The organism is Photorhabdus akhurstii (genome assembly GCF_018448925.1).
Classification (GTDB): Bacteria; Pseudomonadota; Gammaproteobacteria; order Enterobacterales; family Enterobacteriaceae; genus Photorhabdus; species Photorhabdus akhurstii.
Window position 1 is genome coordinate 113302 of record NZ_RCWE01000007.1, and the last position, 21063, is coordinate 134364.

At 41.2% G+C, this 21063-nt stretch carries 20 protein-coding genes; 5 read left to right on the forward strand and 15 right to left on the reverse strand.

What is annotated here, in order from left to right; genetic code table 11:
* Positions 1–239 precede the first annotated feature (239 nt).
* Positions 240–1946 (forward strand): YbaL family putative K(+) efflux transporter, encoded by a 1707-nt coding sequence (ybaL, locus tag EAE93_RS10755; RefSeq protein ID WP_036775184.1) that lies wholly within the window; start codon positions 240–242, stop codon positions 1944–1946.
* A 216-nt stretch (positions 1947–2162) separates the two neighbouring features.
* Here the strand turns inward: ybaL and EAE93_RS10760 are convergent, their stop codons facing one another.
* The 10 genes from EAE93_RS10760 to apt all read right to left on the reverse strand — a co-directional run bounded on the left by EAE93_RS10760 (position 2163) and on the right by apt (position 14248).
* Positions 2163–2774, reverse strand: coding sequence for a LysE family translocator (locus EAE93_RS10760; RefSeq protein WP_214039645.1), 612 nt, complete (start codon positions 2772–2774; stop codon positions 2163–2165).
* Between the two features lie 1029 nt (positions 2775–3803).
* Positions 3804–5114: an inosine/guanosine kinase gene (locus EAE93_RS10765; protein WP_214039646.1), complete on the reverse strand. Its 1311-nt coding sequence runs from the start codon at positions 5112–5114 to the stop codon at positions 3804–3806.
* 96 nt (positions 5115–5210) lie between these two features.
* Entirely contained in the window at positions 5211–6314 is a 1104-nt protein-coding gene (gene wzz(fepE) / locus EAE93_RS10770; protein ID WP_214039647.1) for an LPS O-antigen length regulator Wzz(fepE), read from the reverse strand.
* 178 nt (positions 6315–6492) lie between these two features.
* A complete protein-coding gene (gene hemH, locus EAE93_RS10775) occupies positions 6493–7470 on the reverse strand; it encodes a ferrochelatase (RefSeq protein ID WP_214039648.1) in 978 nt (325 codons plus the stop codon).
* 176 nt (positions 7471–7646) lie between these two features.
* Positions 7647–8291 (reverse strand): adenylate kinase, encoded by a 645-nt coding sequence (adk, locus tag EAE93_RS10780; RefSeq protein WP_036775173.1) that lies wholly within the window; start codon positions 8289–8291, stop codon positions 7647–7649.
* A gap of 184 nt (positions 8292–8475) precedes the next feature.
* Positions 8476–10368 (reverse strand): molecular chaperone HtpG, encoded by a 1893-nt coding sequence (htpG, locus tag EAE93_RS10785; RefSeq protein ID WP_214039667.1) that lies wholly within the window; start codon positions 10366–10368, stop codon positions 8476–8478.
* Positions 10369–10614: 246 nt separating this feature from the next.
* Positions 10615–11220 carry a recombination mediator RecR gene (gene recR / locus EAE93_RS10790; RefSeq protein ID WP_040150051.1) on the reverse strand — a complete coding sequence of 202 codons (606 nt, stop codon included), beginning with the start codon at positions 11218–11220 and terminating at the stop codon, positions 10615–10617.
* Complete coding sequence (locus tag EAE93_RS10795; protein ID WP_021323842.1) at positions 11220–11549, reverse strand: YbaB/EbfC family nucleoid-associated protein; 330 nt, start codon at positions 11547–11549, stop codon at positions 11220–11222. The genes recR and EAE93_RS10795 overlap by 1 nt, the downstream gene beginning before the upstream one ends.
* A gap of 56 nt (positions 11550–11605) precedes the next feature.
* Positions 11606–13600: a DNA polymerase III subunit gamma/tau gene (dnaX, locus tag EAE93_RS10800; protein ID WP_110085828.1), complete on the reverse strand. Its 1995-nt coding sequence runs from the start codon at positions 13598–13600 to the stop codon at positions 11606–11608.
* A gap of 96 nt (positions 13601–13696) precedes the next feature.
* On the reverse strand, positions 13697–14248 hold the full coding sequence (gene apt / locus EAE93_RS10805; protein ID WP_036775164.1) for an adenine phosphoribosyltransferase: 552 nt from the start codon (positions 14246–14248) through the stop codon (positions 13697–13699).
* Positions 14249–14393: 145 nt separating this feature from the next.
* Here apt and priC point away from each other — a divergent pair, with 145 nt between their 5' ends.
* Both priC and rsmS read left to right on the forward strand, forming a co-directional pair.
* Positions 14394–14936: a primosomal replication protein PriC gene (gene priC, locus EAE93_RS10810; RefSeq protein ID WP_036808903.1), complete on the forward strand. Its 543-nt coding sequence runs from the start codon at positions 14394–14396 to the stop codon at positions 14934–14936.
* 22 nt (positions 14937–14958) lie between these two features.
* Positions 14959–15126: a pleiotropic regulatory protein RsmS gene (rsmS, locus tag EAE93_RS10815; RefSeq protein WP_065389291.1), complete on the forward strand. Its 168-nt coding sequence runs from the start codon at positions 14959–14961 to the stop codon at positions 15124–15126.
* Between the two features lie 128 nt (positions 15127–15254).
* Here rsmS and EAE93_RS10820 read toward each other — a convergent pair whose 3' ends face one another.
* Positions 15255–15692 (reverse strand): DUF1284 domain-containing protein, encoded by a 438-nt coding sequence (locus EAE93_RS10820; RefSeq protein ID WP_036775159.1) that lies wholly within the window; start codon positions 15690–15692, stop codon positions 15255–15257.
* Between the two features lie 122 nt (positions 15693–15814).
* Here EAE93_RS10820 and EAE93_RS10825 point away from each other — a divergent pair, with 122 nt between their 5' ends.
* The gene (locus EAE93_RS10825; RefSeq protein ID WP_036808898.1) at positions 15815–16579 is read left to right on the forward strand and encodes a 2OG-Fe(II)-dependent halogenase WelO5 family protein; all 765 of its coding nucleotides are present in this window, start codon (positions 15815–15817) and stop codon (positions 16577–16579) included.
* A 202-nt stretch (positions 16580–16781) separates the two neighbouring features.
* On the opposite strand, the gene EAE93_RS10830 is transcribed toward EAE93_RS10825, so the two are convergent.
* The 4 genes from EAE93_RS10830 to acrR form a co-directional block, all read right to left on the reverse strand.
* Positions 16782–17330 carry a biotin transporter BioY gene (locus EAE93_RS10830; RefSeq protein ID WP_036775155.1) on the reverse strand — a complete coding sequence of 183 codons (549 nt, stop codon included), beginning with the start codon at positions 17328–17330 and terminating at the stop codon, positions 16782–16784.
* Between the two features lie 40 nt (positions 17331–17370).
* Complete coding sequence (locus tag EAE93_RS10835; protein ID WP_214039649.1) at positions 17371–18000, reverse strand: energy-coupling factor transporter transmembrane component T family protein; 630 nt, start codon at positions 17998–18000, stop codon at positions 17371–17373.
* Entirely contained in the window at positions 17997–18671 is a 675-nt protein-coding gene (locus tag EAE93_RS10840) for an energy-coupling factor ABC transporter ATP-binding protein (RefSeq protein ID WP_040150038.1), read from the reverse strand. The genes EAE93_RS10835 and EAE93_RS10840 overlap by 4 nt, the downstream gene beginning before the upstream one ends.
* A 411-nt stretch (positions 18672–19082) precedes the next feature.
* Positions 19083–19724: a multidrug efflux transporter transcriptional repressor AcrR gene (gene acrR, locus EAE93_RS10845; protein WP_036775150.1), complete on the reverse strand. Its 642-nt coding sequence runs from the start codon at positions 19722–19724 to the stop codon at positions 19083–19085.
* A 129-nt stretch (positions 19725–19853) separates the two neighbouring features.
* Here acrR and EAE93_RS10850 point away from each other — a divergent pair, with 129 nt between their 5' ends.
* A complete protein-coding gene (locus EAE93_RS10850) occupies positions 19854–21047 on the forward strand; it encodes an efflux RND transporter periplasmic adaptor subunit (protein WP_036808887.1) in 1194 nt (397 codons plus the stop codon).
* Positions 21048–21063: the final 16 nt, after the last annotated feature.

A 21063-nucleotide genomic window follows, 5' to 3' on the forward strand; every position in this document is an offset into this window, starting at 1 on the left:
AAATCACCATCCAACCCCACATAAAATTTACTTTTTATGTGGGAATAGTGCTTATTTACCTTATAAATATTCAAATAGAACAACACAAATCCCTGTTACGGGTAATTTAATCCTTTCAATCCATATTTTTTGATGTTTTATTCATTTTTTTAGCGAATTTACCTCGAATTATCTATAAAATACAGTTACACCTACCTCTTCACTATGCTATTTACTAGCCTCAGCACGAAGGAGTCTTAATGGAGCACTCGACACCACTTATCACCACTATCGTTGGCGGGTTCTTTATCGCTTATCTGCTCGGTATGCTGGCACAACGCCTGAAAATCTCACCGCTGGTTGGTTATCTTACTGCGGGAGTACTCGCTGGTCCTTTCACTCCTGGTTTTGTCGCTGATGCATCACTGGCCCCAGAATTGGCAGAAATTGGTGTCATCTTATTGATGTTTGGTGTTGGACTGCATTTTTCACTCAAAGATCTACTCGCTGTAAAATCCATTGCTATCCCCGGAGCGATTGCGCAAATATTGGTCGCGACATTACTCGGAGTAGGATTATCAGCAATACTGGGGTGGGAATTATTTAGCGGTATCGTCTTTGGTCTCTGTCTATCAACCGCCAGTACCGTTGTTCTGTTACGAGCGCTAGAAGAGCGCCAACTGATCGATAGCCAACGAGGTCAAATAGCTATTGGCTGGCTGATTGTCGAAGATCTGGCGATGGTGCTGACTCTGGTATTACTGCCTGCGGCTGCCGGTATTCTTGGTAATAAAGAAGCCGATATTGGGCAGTTAGTTATCGAACTCGCCATGACCGTCGGCAAAGTTATCGCGTTTATCCTGCTGATGATTGTTGTTGGCCGTCGTCTAATTCCGTGGGTACTGGCAAAAACCGCCAGTACTGGCTCCAGGGAACTGTTTACCCTTGCCGTGTTGGTTATCGCCTTGGGTATCGCTTACGGCGCCGTTGCTCTGTTTGATGCTTCATTCGCACTAGGGGCGTTCTTCGCCGGTATGGTATTAAACGAATCAGAACTAAGCCACCGTGCCGCCCAAGATACGCTGCCACTCAGAGATGCTTTCGCCGTATTGTTCTTCGTTTCTGTTGGCATGCTGTTCGATCCAATGGTCCTCATTCAACAGCCACTATCTATATTGGCAACGTTAGCAATCATTATTATTGGTAAGTCCGCGGCTGCAATGTTACTCGTAAAGATGTTCGGCCACTCACGCCGGACTGCGTTGACAATTTCAGTCAGTCTGGCACAAATCGGTGAATTTGCCTTTATTCTGGCTGGTCTTGGGGTCGCACTTGGCTTACTGGATGCAAATGCCCGTAACCTTGTTCTAGCTGGCGCGATTGTTTCTATCATGCTAAACCCAGTTCTATTTAGCCTGTTGGATCGCTATCTGGAAAAAACAGAAACTATTGAGGAACAGTTGCTGGAAGAAACGCTGGAAGAAGAGACGCAAATTCCTGTCGATATCTGCGGTCACACTATCGTTGTCGGCTACGGACGTATCGGCAGCTTGCTATGCCAACGCTTGCAGGAAAAAGAGATCCCTCTGGTTGTTATTGAAAACACCAGAGCCAAATTTGAGGAACTCGGTGAACAAGGTATCAGTGCCGTCATGGGCAACGCCGCCAGCAAAGATATTATGTCACTGGCTCGCTTGGATTGCGCCTGCTCCCTTCTACTGACCATTCCCAATGGCTATGAAGCAGGTGAGATTGTCGCTAGTGCAAGAGAAGCACGCCCAGATATTAATATCATTGTCCGAGCTGACTATGACGATGAAGTTACCTATATCACGGAGCGTGGGGCTAGCCACGTTATTATTGGCGAGCGTGAAATTGCCAAAACAATGGCAAGTGTATTAGCCAATAGTGAGCAAGGCTATCCGACTGAGCCTCCCCCTGCGTCGCCCTTTTCGCCATTAATCTAAGAAGACGCGACTGTTGATGAAATCATTCCCTATTCGTTACCGAGTAGGGTTTTTTCTTCTATTCTATAGTGAACCATATGAGCCGTTCTTATCACTTTAAGTACCAGCGATAAGAACGGCTCAGAGGAAACAAAGCTTTCAGTTACAATATCGATCTACTCAATTCTGTACAGCAAAAATCAATCGGAAAGTCGTAATATCAAATATTTCATTACGTCAAAGATATAAAACACCTTTCATTGACGTGTAAAACATTGAAACAGAGAAAACACATAACACTACAGAAGCGAGACGATAAAACAGATCAGGTTTTAAACTCCCTTTTCCCAGCTTTCCTGCATATAGCATTTTCCCAACCCCCACCCAAATTAAAGAAACAGGCAATAACGCGCAAACAAAAACCGCCATACATGGAATGTATTCTGACCACAAAGTAAATGCAGTAAGAGGAAATATATATGTAGCAAACACAAAAGCCTTAGGATTCAGCAACGTGGCAAATAATACCGTGATAAAATGGATTTTCGCCGCATTCTTGTCTAATGAGAAATGCCAAACTTTAAAAGCCAAATAAGCAATGTATGTCGAAGCACACATTTTTAAGATAACTAATGACCATACGAAAGCATGAGAGACAGTAGATAAAAACAACCCCCACAAACTAATTGCTGTTATATAACCCAGTGCCTCAGCTAATATCAGCCTGAGTGTACTAATAAAACCATGTGAATATCCAGACGATACCAATAGAGTATTGGTTGGTCCCGGCATAATTAAGACCATACTGACCATACTGGCAATTCTTATATAATCGTAATAATTATTCATAGTATCCTCAATAGCTGTTATAGATAATAATTAATTACTTGAAATATAATAGGAAATTTTTAATAAAAAATTTCATCACGTTCCTCCATTTATTTAAATTAGCAATAATAAGTTATAGTCATTAAATACTATGACTTTCATTTAATGGCTATTAGCTGCGTATTTTCTTCAAATGTTAGTAGTCTCAATAACTCCAATTCAATAATAAAAGATACAAAAAACCATCCTAATATAGGCCACAAAATCAAATAATTATAGTAAACAAAAAGTATTTCGCTAAATGATCCTTCTAAGTTATCAATCATCGATAAAATTTCGCTATCGGAATTAGCACTAGAAAACACTAACTCACATATCAATACTATACAAAAAAATATGAAACTCCGTATCAGCCTAGGGGCTATTTCTAAAATATAGCAGCACCAATCCATATATAACTAATATCATTTCTATATATGGTCGATATCATTTCAATATATAAAGAATATCATTTCAGTATATTACTAATAAAGGAGTATCCTCTAGCCAATCATCTTGATTATAATTATTAGAATCAACAATTGAAAAATCAGTTCCAATATTTTTAAAAATTGTGATTTTAGTCCAAACTCATCTTCCATCTGTTCCCTCATAAAATAAATAGAAAAATTAGAGAGATCATTAAATCAGCACAGATCTGGTTGATAATTTTAGCGATATCTAGCTATATTATAAATGCTCTACCATACGTAATTATCATATATAAAACAATAGGGTAAGTTGAAAAAGAAAAATAAACAGAAAATTTCATTTGCATATTTTTGCTATCTGAATGATATAAATATTCTATTTCAGAATGTTTTTACATATTATGTGAATTTATTTAGACAGATATATAAATAAGAACAAAATACTTTTTCTTTTATCAATTCAACAAAAAATCATTATTCTTAATAAAATAAACTTTAACTATCATTCATAATCTTAATAAATGATTTTATACCTAAATTTCGGCGCCGTATAAATTAATACGGCGCCGAAATTTCAGAATTATCGCTCCCAATAAGACTCTTCCAAACTGTCTTCTTTTTCAGGTAAGCCACGACTTAATCGTGGGGAATGCTGACTCAATACTTGATAGCTAACTCTGTTAGCATATTTACAAACCTGAGCAAGTGATGAATATGTCAGATAAGTACGGAGATGTTTACTGGAATTAGGCACATTCATTCTATGGTGATTATTAGCCGTTATATCATGCAGTAAAGCAGATAAAGCACCATCACCAGCACCATTGGTATTCATGATTTTTTCCGGCCCCCCCATATAAGGTTCAATATGCGAATAAACTTTCATTGGGATTTGGCAATCAGATTTACGCATAGCGCGGCTGAACTCATAACGGTTAAATTCAGCAATAGCCCCCGGTAACAATGGATGGGTTGTCTGACGTTTATAATCTTGTTCCGTATAACCTGCCATGTATAATCCAGCTGGACCAGCGGTACACAAAACTAAATCGACCCAATCCAGCGCCATATCTGAAGCCAATAGCGGATCACTGCAACCAGTAAGCTCATAAGCCTCATCTTCATTCATTGCCAAAACAGAAATATTCTCAACTAAAAAGTCACGCCACCATTGTGGATCATCAGCAATAACATATTTTGTCCCCAGCGTCAGCACGACAGGCACACTATGTTTTTTCGCATATTCAATGGCCTTCATGGTCGCTTCTGGCATTGGTTCTCCCGGTTTACAGCGAACCAGGTAAGCAGTTAACACCAACGCAGAAGCTTCAGCAATAATCTTCTCAGGAATACTCTCCGGCTTAAGTTGATTCATTTGCCCAGGACTGATGGCAAAAGTGCGCTCACCATTTTCCGTTACTAGCGTAAAACAGCGCCCAATTGCCCCGTTCACACCTTGTAAGTAGTTCAGATCAGTACGGCTAGATGTGTTACATAAATAGCGGTAAGCATAGCTGCCAATCTGAATATTATTGCACATAGTACCTAGTAAGACAGAACGATCATCGGCAAGAACCGAGTAATTATGTAAGGTATTACCAATAGTGCCGCCAGCAAATTCGTGGCTAATAAGATTATTATCAGTAAGTTCTTTATACAGGGCTTCAGCGACATCATCTTCAATAACTAATGAATGCCCTTGGCTGAGGTTATAGCGCTGGATAAAATCTTCGTCTACTTTCGCTTCAATATCTACTAATGTCTGATCGATGCCAACGATATAAGCTCGGTTATTCTCACCATCCATCATCTCTTTAATTGGCTGGAGTAAAGGATCACGCAGACTGACGGGAAAATAGTGTTTTGATTTACGTTTACCGGGGAATTTCATTTTTGGTTGATGCTATAACGCTAAAAGATGCAGCATATTAGCACAACAAAAGACTAACAGGCAGCAAATGTCATTCGACATTTGCTACCAAAAAAACTACGCCGCTTTCTGACGACTACGTGCCATATGACGGATCAGAACAAACACCACAGCTAGGATCAGCCCAATAAAAGCACTGCCTACCAAAATAAGTAAACGTTTCGGTGAATCTTTCGCCGTTGGCTCATAAGGAGCCTGCATATATTTGAATGGTTGGAAATTAACTGTGTCTATTTTAAGTGCCTTAAGCGCCTTTATATAGAACAAACGGTTACGTAAGTCAGCATCAACTGAGGCGGGATCTTTAATATCCTCCGTAATTTTCAGCTTACGTTGTAATGCATCAGCCCCCAAAGCAATGGAATAATCTGGATCGTCTTTGATCATTGCACCTTCACTGGAAATAGGTTTTTTAATTCCTGCTGAATTAGCAATAGATAATGCATGTTTCAATCGCTCAATATTTGCTTCCTGTACGTTATTCACACGATTTAAATCAACCTTATATAAACCTTCAGAGTAAGCAAGCTTTTGTTTTACCATATCACTTAATTCACTCTTCACCTGCTCATGAACAACAGACGACACATAGTCAATATAGCCATTTAACAGGTTATATGCATCCTCAGCAGTTCCAGCACTGAAAATCAATTTAGTTTCACCATTTTCATCATCTTTCTCCGCTTTTGAAGAAGATGAAATATTATCATTTACAATCTTTTCAATAAGTTTTCTTTTTGCAAGCGGTGAATGATCATCTGATTTCGCTATCAGATTTTTAAAATAATCTGTATTGATCAGATATTCTTCACGTAAAACCCGTGAATTAAAATTATTTAAAAAATTATTATACAACGACGACGAAGTTATTGATGGTTGTAAACTTAAAACCTCTAACTTAGTCAGGGTATCTTTAAGTGGTTGTATCTCTTCAAGTTGAGGTTTAACAACAGAAGCCGAACTACTCCACTTTTGTGGCATCAAAGAAGCTGCTGCAAAGCCAATAACAGCAAAAAGAATAGTAACAGCAATAATCAATAACTTTGATTGAAATAAAACAGAGAATAACTCAAACAAATCAATTTCATCATCTTGTTTTGAGTTGTAATAATTAAAATATTCTTCACTGAAATTAGTGCTTTTAATCGGTTTATTACTCATTATTTATATCCAAATTCAAATATGCTGTTACTAATTGATATACAAAAAATCATCCCACTAGCCTATAGGTTAGTTCCCATTTACTCTGAAATAAGTATGGCAGTTCCACTAGGCTGGCATCCTTGTAGCAATATACCTTAAAAAGCCAATGAACCCTAATGATAGATTAATCCTATCACTATTCATTTCTGTTTCTGACAAACCCGTTAACCAACGCTTCAAGGAGTAAAATATGACTAGTATTGTCGTTAAGCGCCGGAATATATTCAAATTTTTCCCCTCCAGCATTAAGAAATATCTCTTTATTTAGCTGTTTTATCTCTTCCAAAGTTTCCAGACAATCAGACGAAAATCCGGGGCAAATCACCTGAATATGCTTTATTCCCTGATTAGGCAGGGATTTCACTGTTTGATCCATGTATGGCGTCAACCATTGTTCACGACCAAAACGCGACTGATAAGCCATTATTACCTGCTCTGCCGGATAATTAATTGCTTGCTTTAGCAATCGTGTTGTTAATTTACACTGCTCAGCATAAATATCACCCGTATCAACAAAACGCTGCGGAATGCCATGATAGGAAAGCAATAATCTGTCTGGTTGACCATGCTTATCGAAACTCTGCTCAATAGTCTCTTTCAGTGCAGAAATATAAGCCGGATGAGCAGCATAATTACGAATAAAGTGAATCCCAGGAATAGTGCGATATTTTTGCAATACCCGACTGATACCATCAAATACCGCCGCAGATGAGGAGCTGGAATATTGGGGATAAAGCGGCAAAACAATCAATTGTTCAACATTCTGCTTAAGTAAGTTATCAATCGCTTGCTCAAGAGATGGAGAACCGTAATTCATTCCCAGTTCAACAGGGATGTCAGCAAGTTTCTCTGCCAGTAATTTCTGTTGCCGACGGCCATATATTAACAGAGGAGAACCTTCATCAGTCCAAATTTTCTGATATAACTTTGCTACACGTGAAGAACGTAAAGGCAAAACAAAACCATATAATATCGGCTTCCAGATAAATCGAGATAAGTCTACGACTCTTTTATCGCTCAGAAACTCGGCTAAATAACGTCTTATAGCCGCAGTTGTTGGCTTATCAGGAGTACCAAGATTAACTAATAAAACACCATATTTACCGTTGTTCATTATGTCGATCCTTAATTGTTTCGCTGGTGAAAACCCTAGCATAATAAAGTACAGATGAAAATCATGTTTATATACGAAAACAATGAGGAAAAACCGACTAATTTACCTGATACAGTAAATAAATAATATAAGATAAGGCGACTTATTAGTCGCCTTCTAAGAATCATTCAGGTTGATTAATCCAAAATTTTAGATAATTCTTCACTAATCTCAGATACCTTACGAGTACCATCAATTCTAAAATATTTGGTATAATCTGCCTCTGCTTCTTTTTGATAGTAGGATACTAAAGGTGCTGTCTGTTGATGATATTCAACTAAACGTTTACGCACGATATCTTCGTTATCGTCTTTACGAACGGTCAACTCTTCACCCGTCACATCATCCTTGTTCTCCACTGCCGGCGGATTAAATTTGATGTGATAAACACGGCCAGATGGCACATGTATACGGCGCCCAATGATACGTTCAATAATCAGTTCATCAGGAACATCGAATTCCAGGACATAATCAACATTAATCCCCGCTTCTTTCATTGCATCAGCTTGGGGAATCGTACGAGGGAACCCATCCAACAAGAAACCATTGCGGCAGTCATCTTGTTTGATACGCTCTTTGACCAAAGCAATAACCAGTTCATCAGTAACCAGCTTACCATGATCCATCAGCGCTTTCGCTTTTAAACCCAATTCTGTGCCAGCCTTAACCGCAGTACGCAACATATCGCCAGTAGAAATTTGAGGGACCCCATATTTCTCCACGATGAATTGCGCCTGAGTCCCTTTACCGGCGCCCGGAGCGCCCAGCAGAATAATACGCATTGCGTAAATCCCCTTGCTAGTTAGTTTTTATATTTTCAGAAAACGAATCACCATACCATTTAGCATGGGGTTCGCTCAAGGAAACAGGTAAACGATTTCGTGATATTTTTCTGTAAAAATAAACCACGCCCCATCTTATTATTAGAGGCGTGGTTTACAATCGTTATCAAGAAATATAGTTAAATCAAGCTTTTTCAGACAATAGCAACTGATTCATACGGCGAATAAACTGATTTGGGTCTTCTAATGTGCCACGTTCGGCAAACAATGCCTGATCAAGCAACAGTTCAATCCAATCCGCAAATTGAGCCTCATCACTGATATCAGCAGCCAGTTTTACCAACTGATGATCAGGATTCAGTTCAAAATTGTACTTAACATCCGGCACTTGTTGACCAGCCGCAGCAAACAATTTCGCCATCTGCGTGCTCATTTCATCCGCATTTGTTGTCACAATTGCTGGAGTATCAGTCAGACGGTGAGTCAATTTAACCTCTTTCACGCGATCACCAAGCAGTGTTTTCACACGCTCAACAAACGGTTCCAGTTGCTTTTCAATTTCTTCCTGCTCGGCTTTGTTTTCATCTGCCAGTTTATCCAGGGACTCATCGGCTTTACTGACTGACTGGAATTTTTTACCATCAAAATCAGTGAGGTATCCCATCATCCATTCATCAATGCGCTCTGACAGCAACAGAACTTCAATACCTTTTTTACGGAACAGCTCCAAATGAGGACTGTTTTTCGCCGCAGCGTAACTGTCTGCGGTGATGTAGTAGATCTTATCCTGACCTTCGGTCAGCCTGCTAACATACTCTTCCAGAGAAACTGTCTGTGCCGAGCTATCATTATGAGTAGAAGCAAAACGCAGCAATTTAGCGATAGTTTCCTTATTGGTACTATCCTCTGCCGGACCTTCTTTCATTACCAGACCAAACTGTTGCCAGAATTGCTGGTACTTTTCTGCATCATCTTTCGCCAGTTTATCCAGCATCTGTAATGCACGTTTGGTCAATGCATTACGTAAATTACGGGTAATAGAATTATCTTGTAAAATTTCACGGGAAACATTCAGCGGCAAGTCGTTGGAGTCAATCAGGCCACGGACAAAGCGTAAATAGTTCGGCATAAACTGTTCCGCATCATCCATAATAAACACTCGCTGGACATACAATTTCAGACCGTGCTTATGCTCACGGTTCCACATATCCCACGGAGCCTGGGACGGAATATAGAGCATGCTAGTATATTCCTGTTTACCTTCTACGCGGTTATGGCTCCAGATAAGCGGATCAGAAAAATCATGAGAAATATGTTTGTAGAACTCTCTGTACTCTTCATCTGTAATTTCAGATTTACCACGAGTCCACAAAGCTTGAGCTTTATTAATCTTTTCCCAAGTTACTGTATCCTCTTCTCCCTCTTCTTCGCTCTTGTTTTTGGTTTCAATTTCAACTGGCAAAGCAATATGGTCAGAGTATTTACTGATAACAGAACGCAAACGCCAGTCATTCAGGAATTCATCTTCTCCTTCACGTAAATGAAGGGTGATCTCTGTACCGCGCGTCTCTTTTTCAATATCAGCAACCGTGTAATCGCCTTCTCCGGCAGATTCCCAAAATACGCCCTGATCAATCGAAGCGCCAGCCGCACGAGTACGTACAGTGACTTTATCAGACACAATAAACGCAGAGTAAAACCCAACACCAAACTGACCAATTAACTGGCTGTCTTTAGCCTGATCTGAACCAATAGATTCCAGAAAAGCTTTTGTTCCCGATTTAGCGATTGTTCCAAGATTATCGATAACTTCATCACGAGTCATACCAATGCCATTATCACTAATCGTGATGCTTCTCTTTTCTTTATCAAAAGAAAGACGAACACGTAGTTCACCATCATTTTCATAAAGTTCTGGAGCAGATAATGCGCGGAAACGTAATTTGTCAGCAGCATCGGAAGCGTTTGAGATTAGCTCACGAAGGAAAATCTCTTTATTGGAATAGAGTGAATGGATCATTAATTGCAGAAGTTGTTTTACTTCAGACTGAAATCCACGGGTTTCCTGACCTTTCATACTCATTTATTACCTCAATCTAAATCCAGTTCAGACAGACAAAATCAGACGATGATATGCAAATGGGGATAAATAAGTTGAATTTCAAGTTTGATTATCCAAAAGAATTATGAAGTAACTTTTGATCATAGCAATAATGAACTAAAAGGCATGCGCCACATAAATGTAGCGCCTCAAAACCTTTACGATTTGCTCTAATCTGGTTACAACACTATTCGGTCAAAACCGTAAGGCACTAACAGAAAATCAATAAGTAATCTTCTGCCGCCCGGCAATTGAATGAGACAATGTTGTACCATCTACCATCTCAAGTTCACCACCAACTGGTACGCCATGAGCAATACGACTTGCTGTTACACCGTATTGAACGCATATCTCTGCGATATAATTGGCAGTGGCCTCTCCCTCTACTGTCGGATTAGTCGCCAGAATCACCTCTGAAATCTCTTCAGTGGCGAGCCGATCCTCAAGACGATCTAAACCAATATCCATTGGGCCAATACCATCTAATGGGGATAAATGCCCCATCAATACAAAGTAACGCCCGGCAAACTGCCCAGTTTGTTCAATAGCATGAATATCCGCAGGGCTTTCAACCACACAGATTTGACCATTTTGTTGACGGCGTGGATTAGCACAAATCGTGCACTGTTCCTGCTCGGTAAAAGTCCGGCAATATTTGCAGTGTCCAATTTCTGACATCGCTCTGGTCAATGTCTGAGCCAAACGCATTCCACCACTGCGATCACGCTGTAGCAGATGAAAAGCCATCCGCTGCCCAGATTTAGGGCCAACCCCTGGTAAACAGCGTAATGCTTCCATCAAGGATTCAAGGAGAGGACTGGTTTGCATCAGAATGGCATCTTAAAGCCTGGCGGCAGTTGCATCCCACTGGAAACACTTGCCATTTTCTCTTTCTGAGTCTCTTCAATACGACGAGCTGCGTCGTTGAATGCAGCAGCAATCAGGTCCTCCAGCATCTCTTTGTCATCTTCCATCAGGCTTGGATCGATCTCAACACGACGGCAATTATGGGCACCATTGATAGTCACTTTAACCAGACCTGCACCCGATTCACCCGTCACTTCCAGATTGGCGATCTCTTCTTGCATTTTCTGCATTTTGTCCTGCATTTGCTGGGCCTGTTTCATCAAATTGCCCAAACCACCTTTACCAAACATAGATTTCTCTCTTCGCTATGGCTACATCGTACAACAAGGTACAGATTGCAGCATGGTTAAACCGGTCGGATACTCTCTTCATCCAATTCAGCATCAAATACCTGCCGCAATGTTTGAATAGTTTTATCCGCAATAATTGATTGGCGAGCTTGTGCCAATTTCTCTTCATAAATGGCTTGTCGCCACTCCAGCGGAGTTTTCTCCGCAGGATTATCATCTTCAATAATGCTGAATTCAACCGTTGCGCCATACAACTCGCTCAAAGCCCCCGCTAATGATTTTTGTGCGAAAGCGGAATTAAGGTGACGCTGGCTCGAACGTAGGTGTAAACGGATATTATTTGCACTAATCTGCTCTTTGAACGCATTTAATGCCAATTGTTGCACCAGTTTAGGAATTTTAAGTTTACCAACTTCTGCGGCCCATTCATCTCTCTGTTTAGATTCTTCCGCTAATTTCTCTGCCAGCTCCGGTGTTTTCTCATGTTCCAAAGCTGTTCTTAAAGCCTTTGGTGTAGCCACATGAGTTTCTGTTTTCTCCTCAATATTCTTGGCACGCCAACGGTAAGCTTCTTTTTTCTCAGGTTTGTTTTCCTGTTTTTTATCTATTGATGACTGAGGTCGCTGCCCTGACACTGCGGCAAGCCGTTCCAGTGTTGAAGTTGCTGACTTCATCTTAACCGACGTAGCCGATTCAGGCTTTTTTGCTGGCGCTTGCTCTTGTTGTCGGGATAACACACTCCTTGCTTTCAGCAACTGCGCGGTTGGGCTTGATGAAAGCGCCTGAGGTATCTGAGGTTGCGACGGAGAAGTTCTATCCAATTGTGCCGGTTCATTAATATCATTAGCAGGTGGCACATCCCCCTGATCACTCTGTTTATGTTTCGGCTGTGCTGTAACTGGTGTTGTAACTGATGGTATAACCGCAGGATTTACCACCGGCGCAGCAACCTCTTCAATAACTTTTTTGGGATGAAATGCCAAAGCTCTGAACAGAGCCATTTCAACCCCCATCCTGCGCTCCGGTGCATACGGCAAGTCCCTACGACCAATCAGCAAAGTTTGGTAATAAAGTTGCAAATCTTCCGGTGAAATAGCTTTTGCCAATATGCGCAAACGACCTTCAATCGATGAAGAAACGATCTCTGGTTGGGAAGGTAATAGTTGGAGCATTGCAATCCGATGTAGCAATGAAAGGATCTCTACCAACAAATCTTCCCAGTCAGCACCACGTGAAGCAACTTGTTCCACCAATGCCATAACCTGCTGACCGTCAGCTCGAATCAATGCTTCAATAATTGATAACGGTTGCTCATCATCTAATGTTCCTAGCATCAAGCTAACTATTTCGGCTGTTACCTGGCCCTGCCCGATAGCAATAGCCTGATCTGTTAGACTCAACGCATCACGCATGCTGCCATCAGCAGCGCGAGCCAATAGCTGACGAGCACGGCTGTCACTCTCTATATGTTCAGCTTTAAGAATACGTTCAAGCTGATCGCTTATTTGACCAATATCCAGCGATTTGAGATGGAACTGCAAGCAACGGGAAAGAATAGTCACTGGCAATTTTTGCGGATCAGTCGTTGCCAGTAGAAATTTCACATGCTCAGGCGGCTCTTCCAACGTTTTCAATAACGCATTGAAGCTGTGGCGGGAAAGCATATGCACTTCATCAATCAGGTAGACTTTAAAACGCCCACGAGCCGGAGCATATTGCACGTTATCTAGCAATTCACGCGTGTCTTCGACTTTGGTACGGGAAGCCGCATCAATTTCAATTAAATCGACAAATCGCCCCTGTTCAATCTCAAGGCAATTAACACATTTACCACAAGGCTCATCAGTAATACCTGTTTCACAATTTAGCCCTTTGGCAAACAAACGGGCGATCGTTGTTTTCCCGACACCTCTCGTGCCAGAAAATAAGTAGGCGTGATGAAGCCGACCGTGGGCAAGACCATTAGCCAACGCAGTCAGGATATATTCCTGACCAATGACATCAGAAAATATTTGTGGGCGCCACTTACGGGCAAGTACCTGATAGCTCATTGATACCGGGAAAATCGAATACAGTTGGGTACCATGCTAACACAGCCTCACTACAGACAGCGAGGCCGATATGTTAGTAATACGAAAATAAGTAGATTAATGATCTGGGAATTCAAGTAGAGTAAAACTACTTACACCTTGTTTTTGCAGACGCTCAGCACCGCCTAAACCAAGCAAACCAATAATAAAGGCCGCTTCAAAAACTTCACCGCCTAAGCGACGGATTAAACGAACAGTGGCTTCAACCGTTCCCCCCGTTGCCAGCAAATCATCAATAACCAACACCTTATCGTTTTCTTTTACGCTATCTTTATGCATTTCCAACTTATCAGCGCCATACTCTAGATCGTACGTTTCACTCAATGTTTCCCGAGGTAGTTTGCCCGCTTTACGAACAGGAACAAAACCAACACCAAGACGTAACGCAACCGGAGCGCCAAACAGAAAACCGCGAGCTTCTGTGCCAACAACTTTTGTAATGCCTTTGTCCTGATATCGCGCTACCAGAAGATCAATTGTCATTTGGTAGGCAAGAGGGTTATCCAATAAAGTAGTAATATCACGAAAAAGAATCCCTGGTTTCGGGTAATCAGGAATCGTTTCAATGCTGTCTTTAATAAATTGCAGTTGCTGCGCGTTTGCGGTCATAATCGGGCCAATGATGAGTAGAACACGGAGGTTCTAAAATCTATGTAAACTGATAGAAAAAAGCAACTGATGAACACGCATCAGCCTACTTTTTGTCGTCCCAGATTAATTCTGCTTCGCAAGACATAACCATTTTAGGGTATAAATGAATACACAGCCGTTATTAAATTTACTCGAAAAACAGGTCGATATACTGGCAGAAGAGATAGCACCATTAGCTGACACGCCATTCTCTACTGCCCGGTTTGATCAGGCTTTATTTAACCGACATAGCGATAAACTCCGAGGCTATCTACAAGAAGTCAGGCACAACATGGAACAACTCAAAGAGTGTGTTCAGGATCACCGAACCGAACAGGTCGCATTTCTAACTGAACGCCTAGTTGCCCAAATAGAGGCATTAAAGCGTGAATTGTCCACCCAATCATTGAGAAAAAAAGAGAGCCGATTTGAACATAAACAACAAGCTACTGACCTGTATCACAAACTGGCTGAACATCAGGATTATGAACGCCGTCTACTCGCAATGATCAATGATAGAGAGCTAAAATTGAATCAACAAACTACACTTAGTCATCAACAAAAAATACAGAAAGAAATCGCGGCATTAGCCGGAAGGCTAGCACGTTGCCGTCAATCTCTGATGCGAATTGAAAAATCAATCGAATACAAAGAGAACATGGACTAACGATTCAGATGAGGAATGTTTTATGTCCGTCGAACATGCACCACCCGAAGTTCAACTTGCTGTTGATCTGATCTATTTACTGGAATGCAATGAAATCACTCCTGAAATCGCCCTCGCCGCACTGGAAATAGTCAAACACGACTATCAAGCAAAATTAGCGAAGCAATCACCGTCGACAAAGGAGTATTGAGCCATTTACTTCAACACCTTAATAGATACCCTGATCGATACTATAAGAGATTCACATTTGTCTTAAGTATGTGGTCATACATTCATATCAATATCAGCCTTTGCAAAATTTCAAACGGCTTTATATCGTCACTCGCTCTTTCCGCTATTTCGTTTAAGAAACGTTGAAGAATAATCATCCGCAGCAATTCGAGTGCAAAGCGGTTCCCATTCACAACCTACACAAGCGGCTCTTATGATCCCGCGATTAAAAGCCCATCGAGCCCGTTCTAAATAGGTTTCATCAAGCCTCAACGTATAACCTACCTCAACTGATCGGCCCATAAGAGAACCAATGGCTTCCAAAGCTCGACCATCCCGGACAATAACACTCTCGCCAAAACAATGAGGTTTGTCTTCTCCAAGCAAAGGAATACATATGTCATCCGGCCCTGCCACAATCAGAATATCTTCATCCCGAATTCGAGGAATAATCCTATTATAATTTTCAACAAAATCAGGGGAATATCCGTTGCCAGCGTAGGTAAGAATACACAAAAGGTGATGACCTCTCAGAGATATTGTCATTATTGCGCTCCAGAATGTGATCAGATGTTGCATTTTTATACAACCAATGCTATATGATTAATACTGACCATCAATAGATCAGTTTTTCTAATATAAAGAAAATCGGCTAGGAATCGACTACTATGTCGTCACGGTGGGTATCAAACGAGCTTGTCAAATTATCATCAGAAAGCTTGCAGGCAATCATAGATAACAAGATTCCAGCAGCGATGATAGATGATTTTGCAACTCAAGAAGAAGCAGAACAGCTTTCGTCTGCAATACTGAGCATGAAGGCAAAGCCATATGAGTTTGGAAGGCCGGGGTCTTATTTAGGAAATCCACTCGCTCATTACCGTAATCGACCAAAAGAGCAATATTTCGCTCAAGTTAGCGTAGCTGAACAAGATCTCACCCAAATTATCAATCAAGCTTTTGATCCAGTTGCTCGGTTCATACGATATATCAATCACGATACAAATTTCAGCATTTCGGTCGCTGAAGAACCGGGATTTGGCCCCTATTTTGCCGGTATCGTCCGGATTATCTCCGGTGGTTCGGATCTACATGTGGACTACGCACCTACTTTTGCGAAAGGAAATTTAGTCGTCGGAGATATATCGACTCAACTTGCCTGGAACCTCTATATTTTATCTCCCTCTCAGGGAGGAGAAACCGTGATCTATAACCAACCATTCAAGAGTACTGTCGTTGATAAAACGTACAAACCGTATGATCGTGCTTTATTGGTTGATTGTGAGTCTTTCACTTTCCGACCTCAAGTTGGCTCTGTCGTCATTTTCAACACCAGTAACCCTCATATTATCCTGCCTGCAAGCAGCAATCGCATTGCAACAGGCTCCTTCATCGGTGTATTAAATGAGAAAAAGTTGATTTTATGGTCGTAATAGTATTTCAGTAAGATATCTGGAAGTTGAACATTAAGAGCACTTTTTCCTACCCTACCGCTATTTTATATGTTGTAACAATTATCACGAGGGAAATGTCGTGATATGCAGAAAAACTACAATTAACTGACATTATATCTTTAAGTTACCGTTGAAGGTTATCGTCCAATCGTCTGGTCCATAATAAGCACAATGATGACACTTAAGAACGCGGTTCAAGAGTAGGGTAAGCCCGACGGACCGTCTTCGCAATCAAAATAACCAGTACGATTTTGATAATATCTCCCGGTATGAACCCAATTGAACCTACGGCTGCTTGCCGAATGCTGATATTAGCAAATAAGGCAATCCACGGGATACCGATGACATAAACAACCATAATGCCGCCAAAGACAAGAAATACAGCTTCTTTAAAGGTATTCAGTTTTGCAAGATTCTTCTCATACAAATAGCCGATGACAAAAGCGGCAATCGGCCATGACAAAATAAAACCACCACTTGGACTGAGAAATACACTCAATCCTCCCCTCCCTCCAGACATTACCGGTAATCCAACGGAAACAAACACACAAAAGAGCAACAGTGCTAATCCACCCCGTTTCGCACCAATGATGGCACCAGCAAGCATTGCTCCCATTGACTGCGCTGTTATCGGAACGCCCACAACGGGAAGTGTCAGTGGCGGAAATAAACCCAGTGCTACGGTTAGAGAGGCAAATAGTGCTATATAAACAATATCTTTGGTAGACATTTAATCCCCCTTTCTTTTCGATAAAGCCACAACCCCTGCTTTACTTGCTGCTTGATTTATTTCTGTCAAATCCTGGATCATAGGACCGAGCTTCAATAGCAGCAGAAATATCGTCTGCCATTTTGAGCATTCGCACAATAACAGGAACTGCAATTGCAATGACACTCTTATCGAGACCTCTTGCTTTCTGCGCCTCCCGTACTTCTTCTGTAATTGACGCCAGAACAGGGATAAACCGCAAAGCAAGCGATAGAGCCAAACTCACTTTTCCAGGATTGATGCCAAGATAGTACAACCACCCAAGGCCCTTTTCCAAGGCGTCGATCATATCAGAAGAGCGAGTAGTAAGAGTGACAAGTGAGGCCAGCAATAAAAGTGAGACAAGACGAACTACCACAAGTACACCTGCGGTCCAGTGGTGTAGAAGCAATTGGACTATAAAAATAAGTACGAAGATCCATAGCGCTGACCGTAATTGCATCCAAGCAGTTTTTAATGAGATTCTGGCTAATAAGTATAAAAGTACTATGCACGCCAACGCTGCAACAGAGAGATCGATACGTGGAATAACGAAAAGTAATGTTCCCAGAATGACCAAAGCAATAATTTTAAGCCCCGGGCTAATTCTATGTACAAATGATGAACCAGGGTCATACCCAGACAGGCTCATAACATCATCCTTACGTATTCAGGAATAGCAATAGAGGGTATGTCATCAACAACAACGCGACCATCATCAAAAACCAGAACACGATCAAATCCCGCCAAAAAATCAAGGTCATGAGAAACTACAATCACAGTTTGAGATAAGTTATCGATTGCTTCAGCAACACGGCGCTTGTTTCGTAAATCCAACAAGGTTGTAGGCTCATCGAAAATAATGTAATCGGGCTCCATCACAAGGACACCAGAAATCGCAAGGAGTTGTTTCTGACCACCACTTAAAAGATGGGCAGGATGCTCCCTAAATTGAAGTAAATCATACCGAGAAAGAGCTTCCTGCGTTCTTTGCCGAATCTTGTCCTTGGTAAAACCGAGATTTTTCATTCCAAAGGCCAAATCCTCCTCAACGACTGGAAAAACGATCTGATTGTCAGGATTCTGGAATACGAAACCAACCTTACGTCGGATCGCCTTACCCTCTGTTCTGGTGTTCAAACCATCCACCAAAACATCACCACTTTTCGGTACCAATAATCCATTAAGAAGACGTGCAAATGTACTTTTGCCACAACCGTTACTACCTATGATGGCAATCCGTTTTTCCTTAAGCTGCAAATTTAACTCTTTCAATATTACTCGCTCGCCATAGGCATGCGTCACATTTCGTACTTCCAACATAGATGGTTATCTCTTAACATTGCAGCCAGCAACTTAACACTACTCCTACTTAGCACTGTGTCTGCCTACAGAATCCGTAGGGAAAATTCAATCAATATACTGATTTCAGCGTTATCAACCAGTTCCAACTTGCTGATATCACAAGCTCCTGTTCCACCCTTCTAAATTTAATCAGTACATTTTATACAGTCAGAATCTTAAAAATTTACCTTAAGTTATAGCTTTTCTTTGACCTCTTCCCTAACAAAACCGGCAACAGCATCTGATATTAGAAATATTTTCAACTTAGTTTCTCTGTCTCATCTCTTATATAGCAGCAGATAAATAAAGAGCATAAGATAATGATTTTTTGCCATTAGCCACATTGTTAGCAATTACCAAAATAGAATTCACCTCTATTATTCTGGTTCTTCATTTTTCAGCAACTTTCATATGCTCACTATATTTAAGCATATCGATAAAACTATCTACTAACGACTCCGCTTCTTTCTGAATATCAAAACTATCTGGCGCAAATAACCAGTTTTCCAGCAAGCCCGTTATCAATCCTCTTAACATGATAGCCGCTCGCCGCAGATGAAGATTATAAGGAAGCTGGCCTGATGCAATACAACTAGAAAGAGACTCTTCAATACGAACATAGTCTGCAACACACAGCTCCTGACGGACTTCCACCAAGGCAGACATTTCACCAACAAACTCACATTTGTGGAAAAAAATCTCCATTAATAGCCGGTTTTTCGGATCGTCAATGACCGACGTCAGGATATGGATGATTAAAGTTCTTAAAATCAGGAGTGGATTATTAGGATATTTTGCTTGATACTCTTTTTCTAATTCGTCAATCTTAGAATCTGTTATTCTACAGGCTTCGGAAAACAGGTCTACTTTATTTTTAAAGTGCCAGTAAATTGCCCCTCGGGTTACGCCGGCCGTTGTGGCAATATCTGTCAGTGAAGTAGCAGAGACACCGCGCTCAGAAAACTCTTTTATAGCTGCGTCTATAATCTGTTGCCGGGTCTCCTCAGCCTGTTGTTTAGTTTTTCGTGCCATACACTCTAATTTTAACCTAAAATGGATTTACATACATTCACGTATGTTTGTATTATAGCATGCTGTTATTAATGGAGTAATGGTTTTACGGATTGAAGGGTCAACATCTAAAAATATTGAGGTTTACTTATGCGAATAAACAGGGGAGTTTTGCCTCTGGCTACAATACTGGTATTCTCAGGCAGCTTAGCTCTTTCAGGATGTAACGACAAAGACTCTCAGCAAGCTGCTGGGAATCAACAGGCTCCTGAAGTCGGTATCGTGACGCTGAAAAATGAACCTCTGATGGTCACGACAGAACTTCCAGGCCGAACGTCAGCCTTCCGCATTGCAGAAGTTCGTCCACAAGTAAGTGGTATAATTCTGAAACGAAATTATAAAGAAGGTAGCGATGTAAAAGCAGGCACATCTTTATATCAGATAGATCCAGCAACTTACCAGGCTACCTATGACAGTGCTAAAGCTGATTTGGCAAAAGCTCAAGCTAATGCAGAGATCACACGCTTGACAGTGAACCGATATAAGTCACTGTTAGGTACAAACTATGTTAGTCAACAGGAATTTGATAAAGCCAGCGCTGACTATGCTGAAGCGAACGCTATAGTACAGGCAGCAAAAGCGGCTGTAGAGACTGCCCGTATCAATTTGGCATATACCAAAGTTACAGCGCCGATTAGTGGTCGTTCCGGCAAATCGACTATAACTGAAGGCGCTCTTGTTTCTGTTGGTCAACCAACAGCACTGACAACTGTTCAACAACTAGATCCAATTTATGTGGATGTCACTCAGTCAAGTGATGATTATCTGCGCCTTAAAAGTGAAATCGCCAAAGGTGTTGTGCAGAAAGGGGACAGTAAGGCTAAAGTTCACCTGATCATGGAGAATGGTAAAAATTACAGTGAAACAGGCTATTTGGAATTCTCTGATATCGCTGTAGATGAAACAACGGGCTCTATCACTATCCGTGCAATATTCCCTAATCCAAATGAAGAGTTACTGCCAGGCATGTTTGTTCGAGCAAAACTGGAAGAGGGTATTCGCCGGGATTCAATACTCGTTCCTCAACAAGGAGTTACCCGTACACCTCGTGGTGAAGCTACTGTCATGGTGGTTGGTGCAGACGAAAAAGTCGAACCACGCGTTATCACCGCTAACCAAGCTATTGGTGATAAATGGCTAGTAACTTCCGGTCTGAAAGCAGGTGATCGGGTCATTGTTACTGGTTTGCAAAAAATTAAACCCGGCATCCCGGTTAAAGCAGCAGAAGTAGACTTAAATGCAAAATCTGCTGCGAACCAAACTGAACCTGCGAAAAAGTCTTAATTTAGGAGTCGGTGAT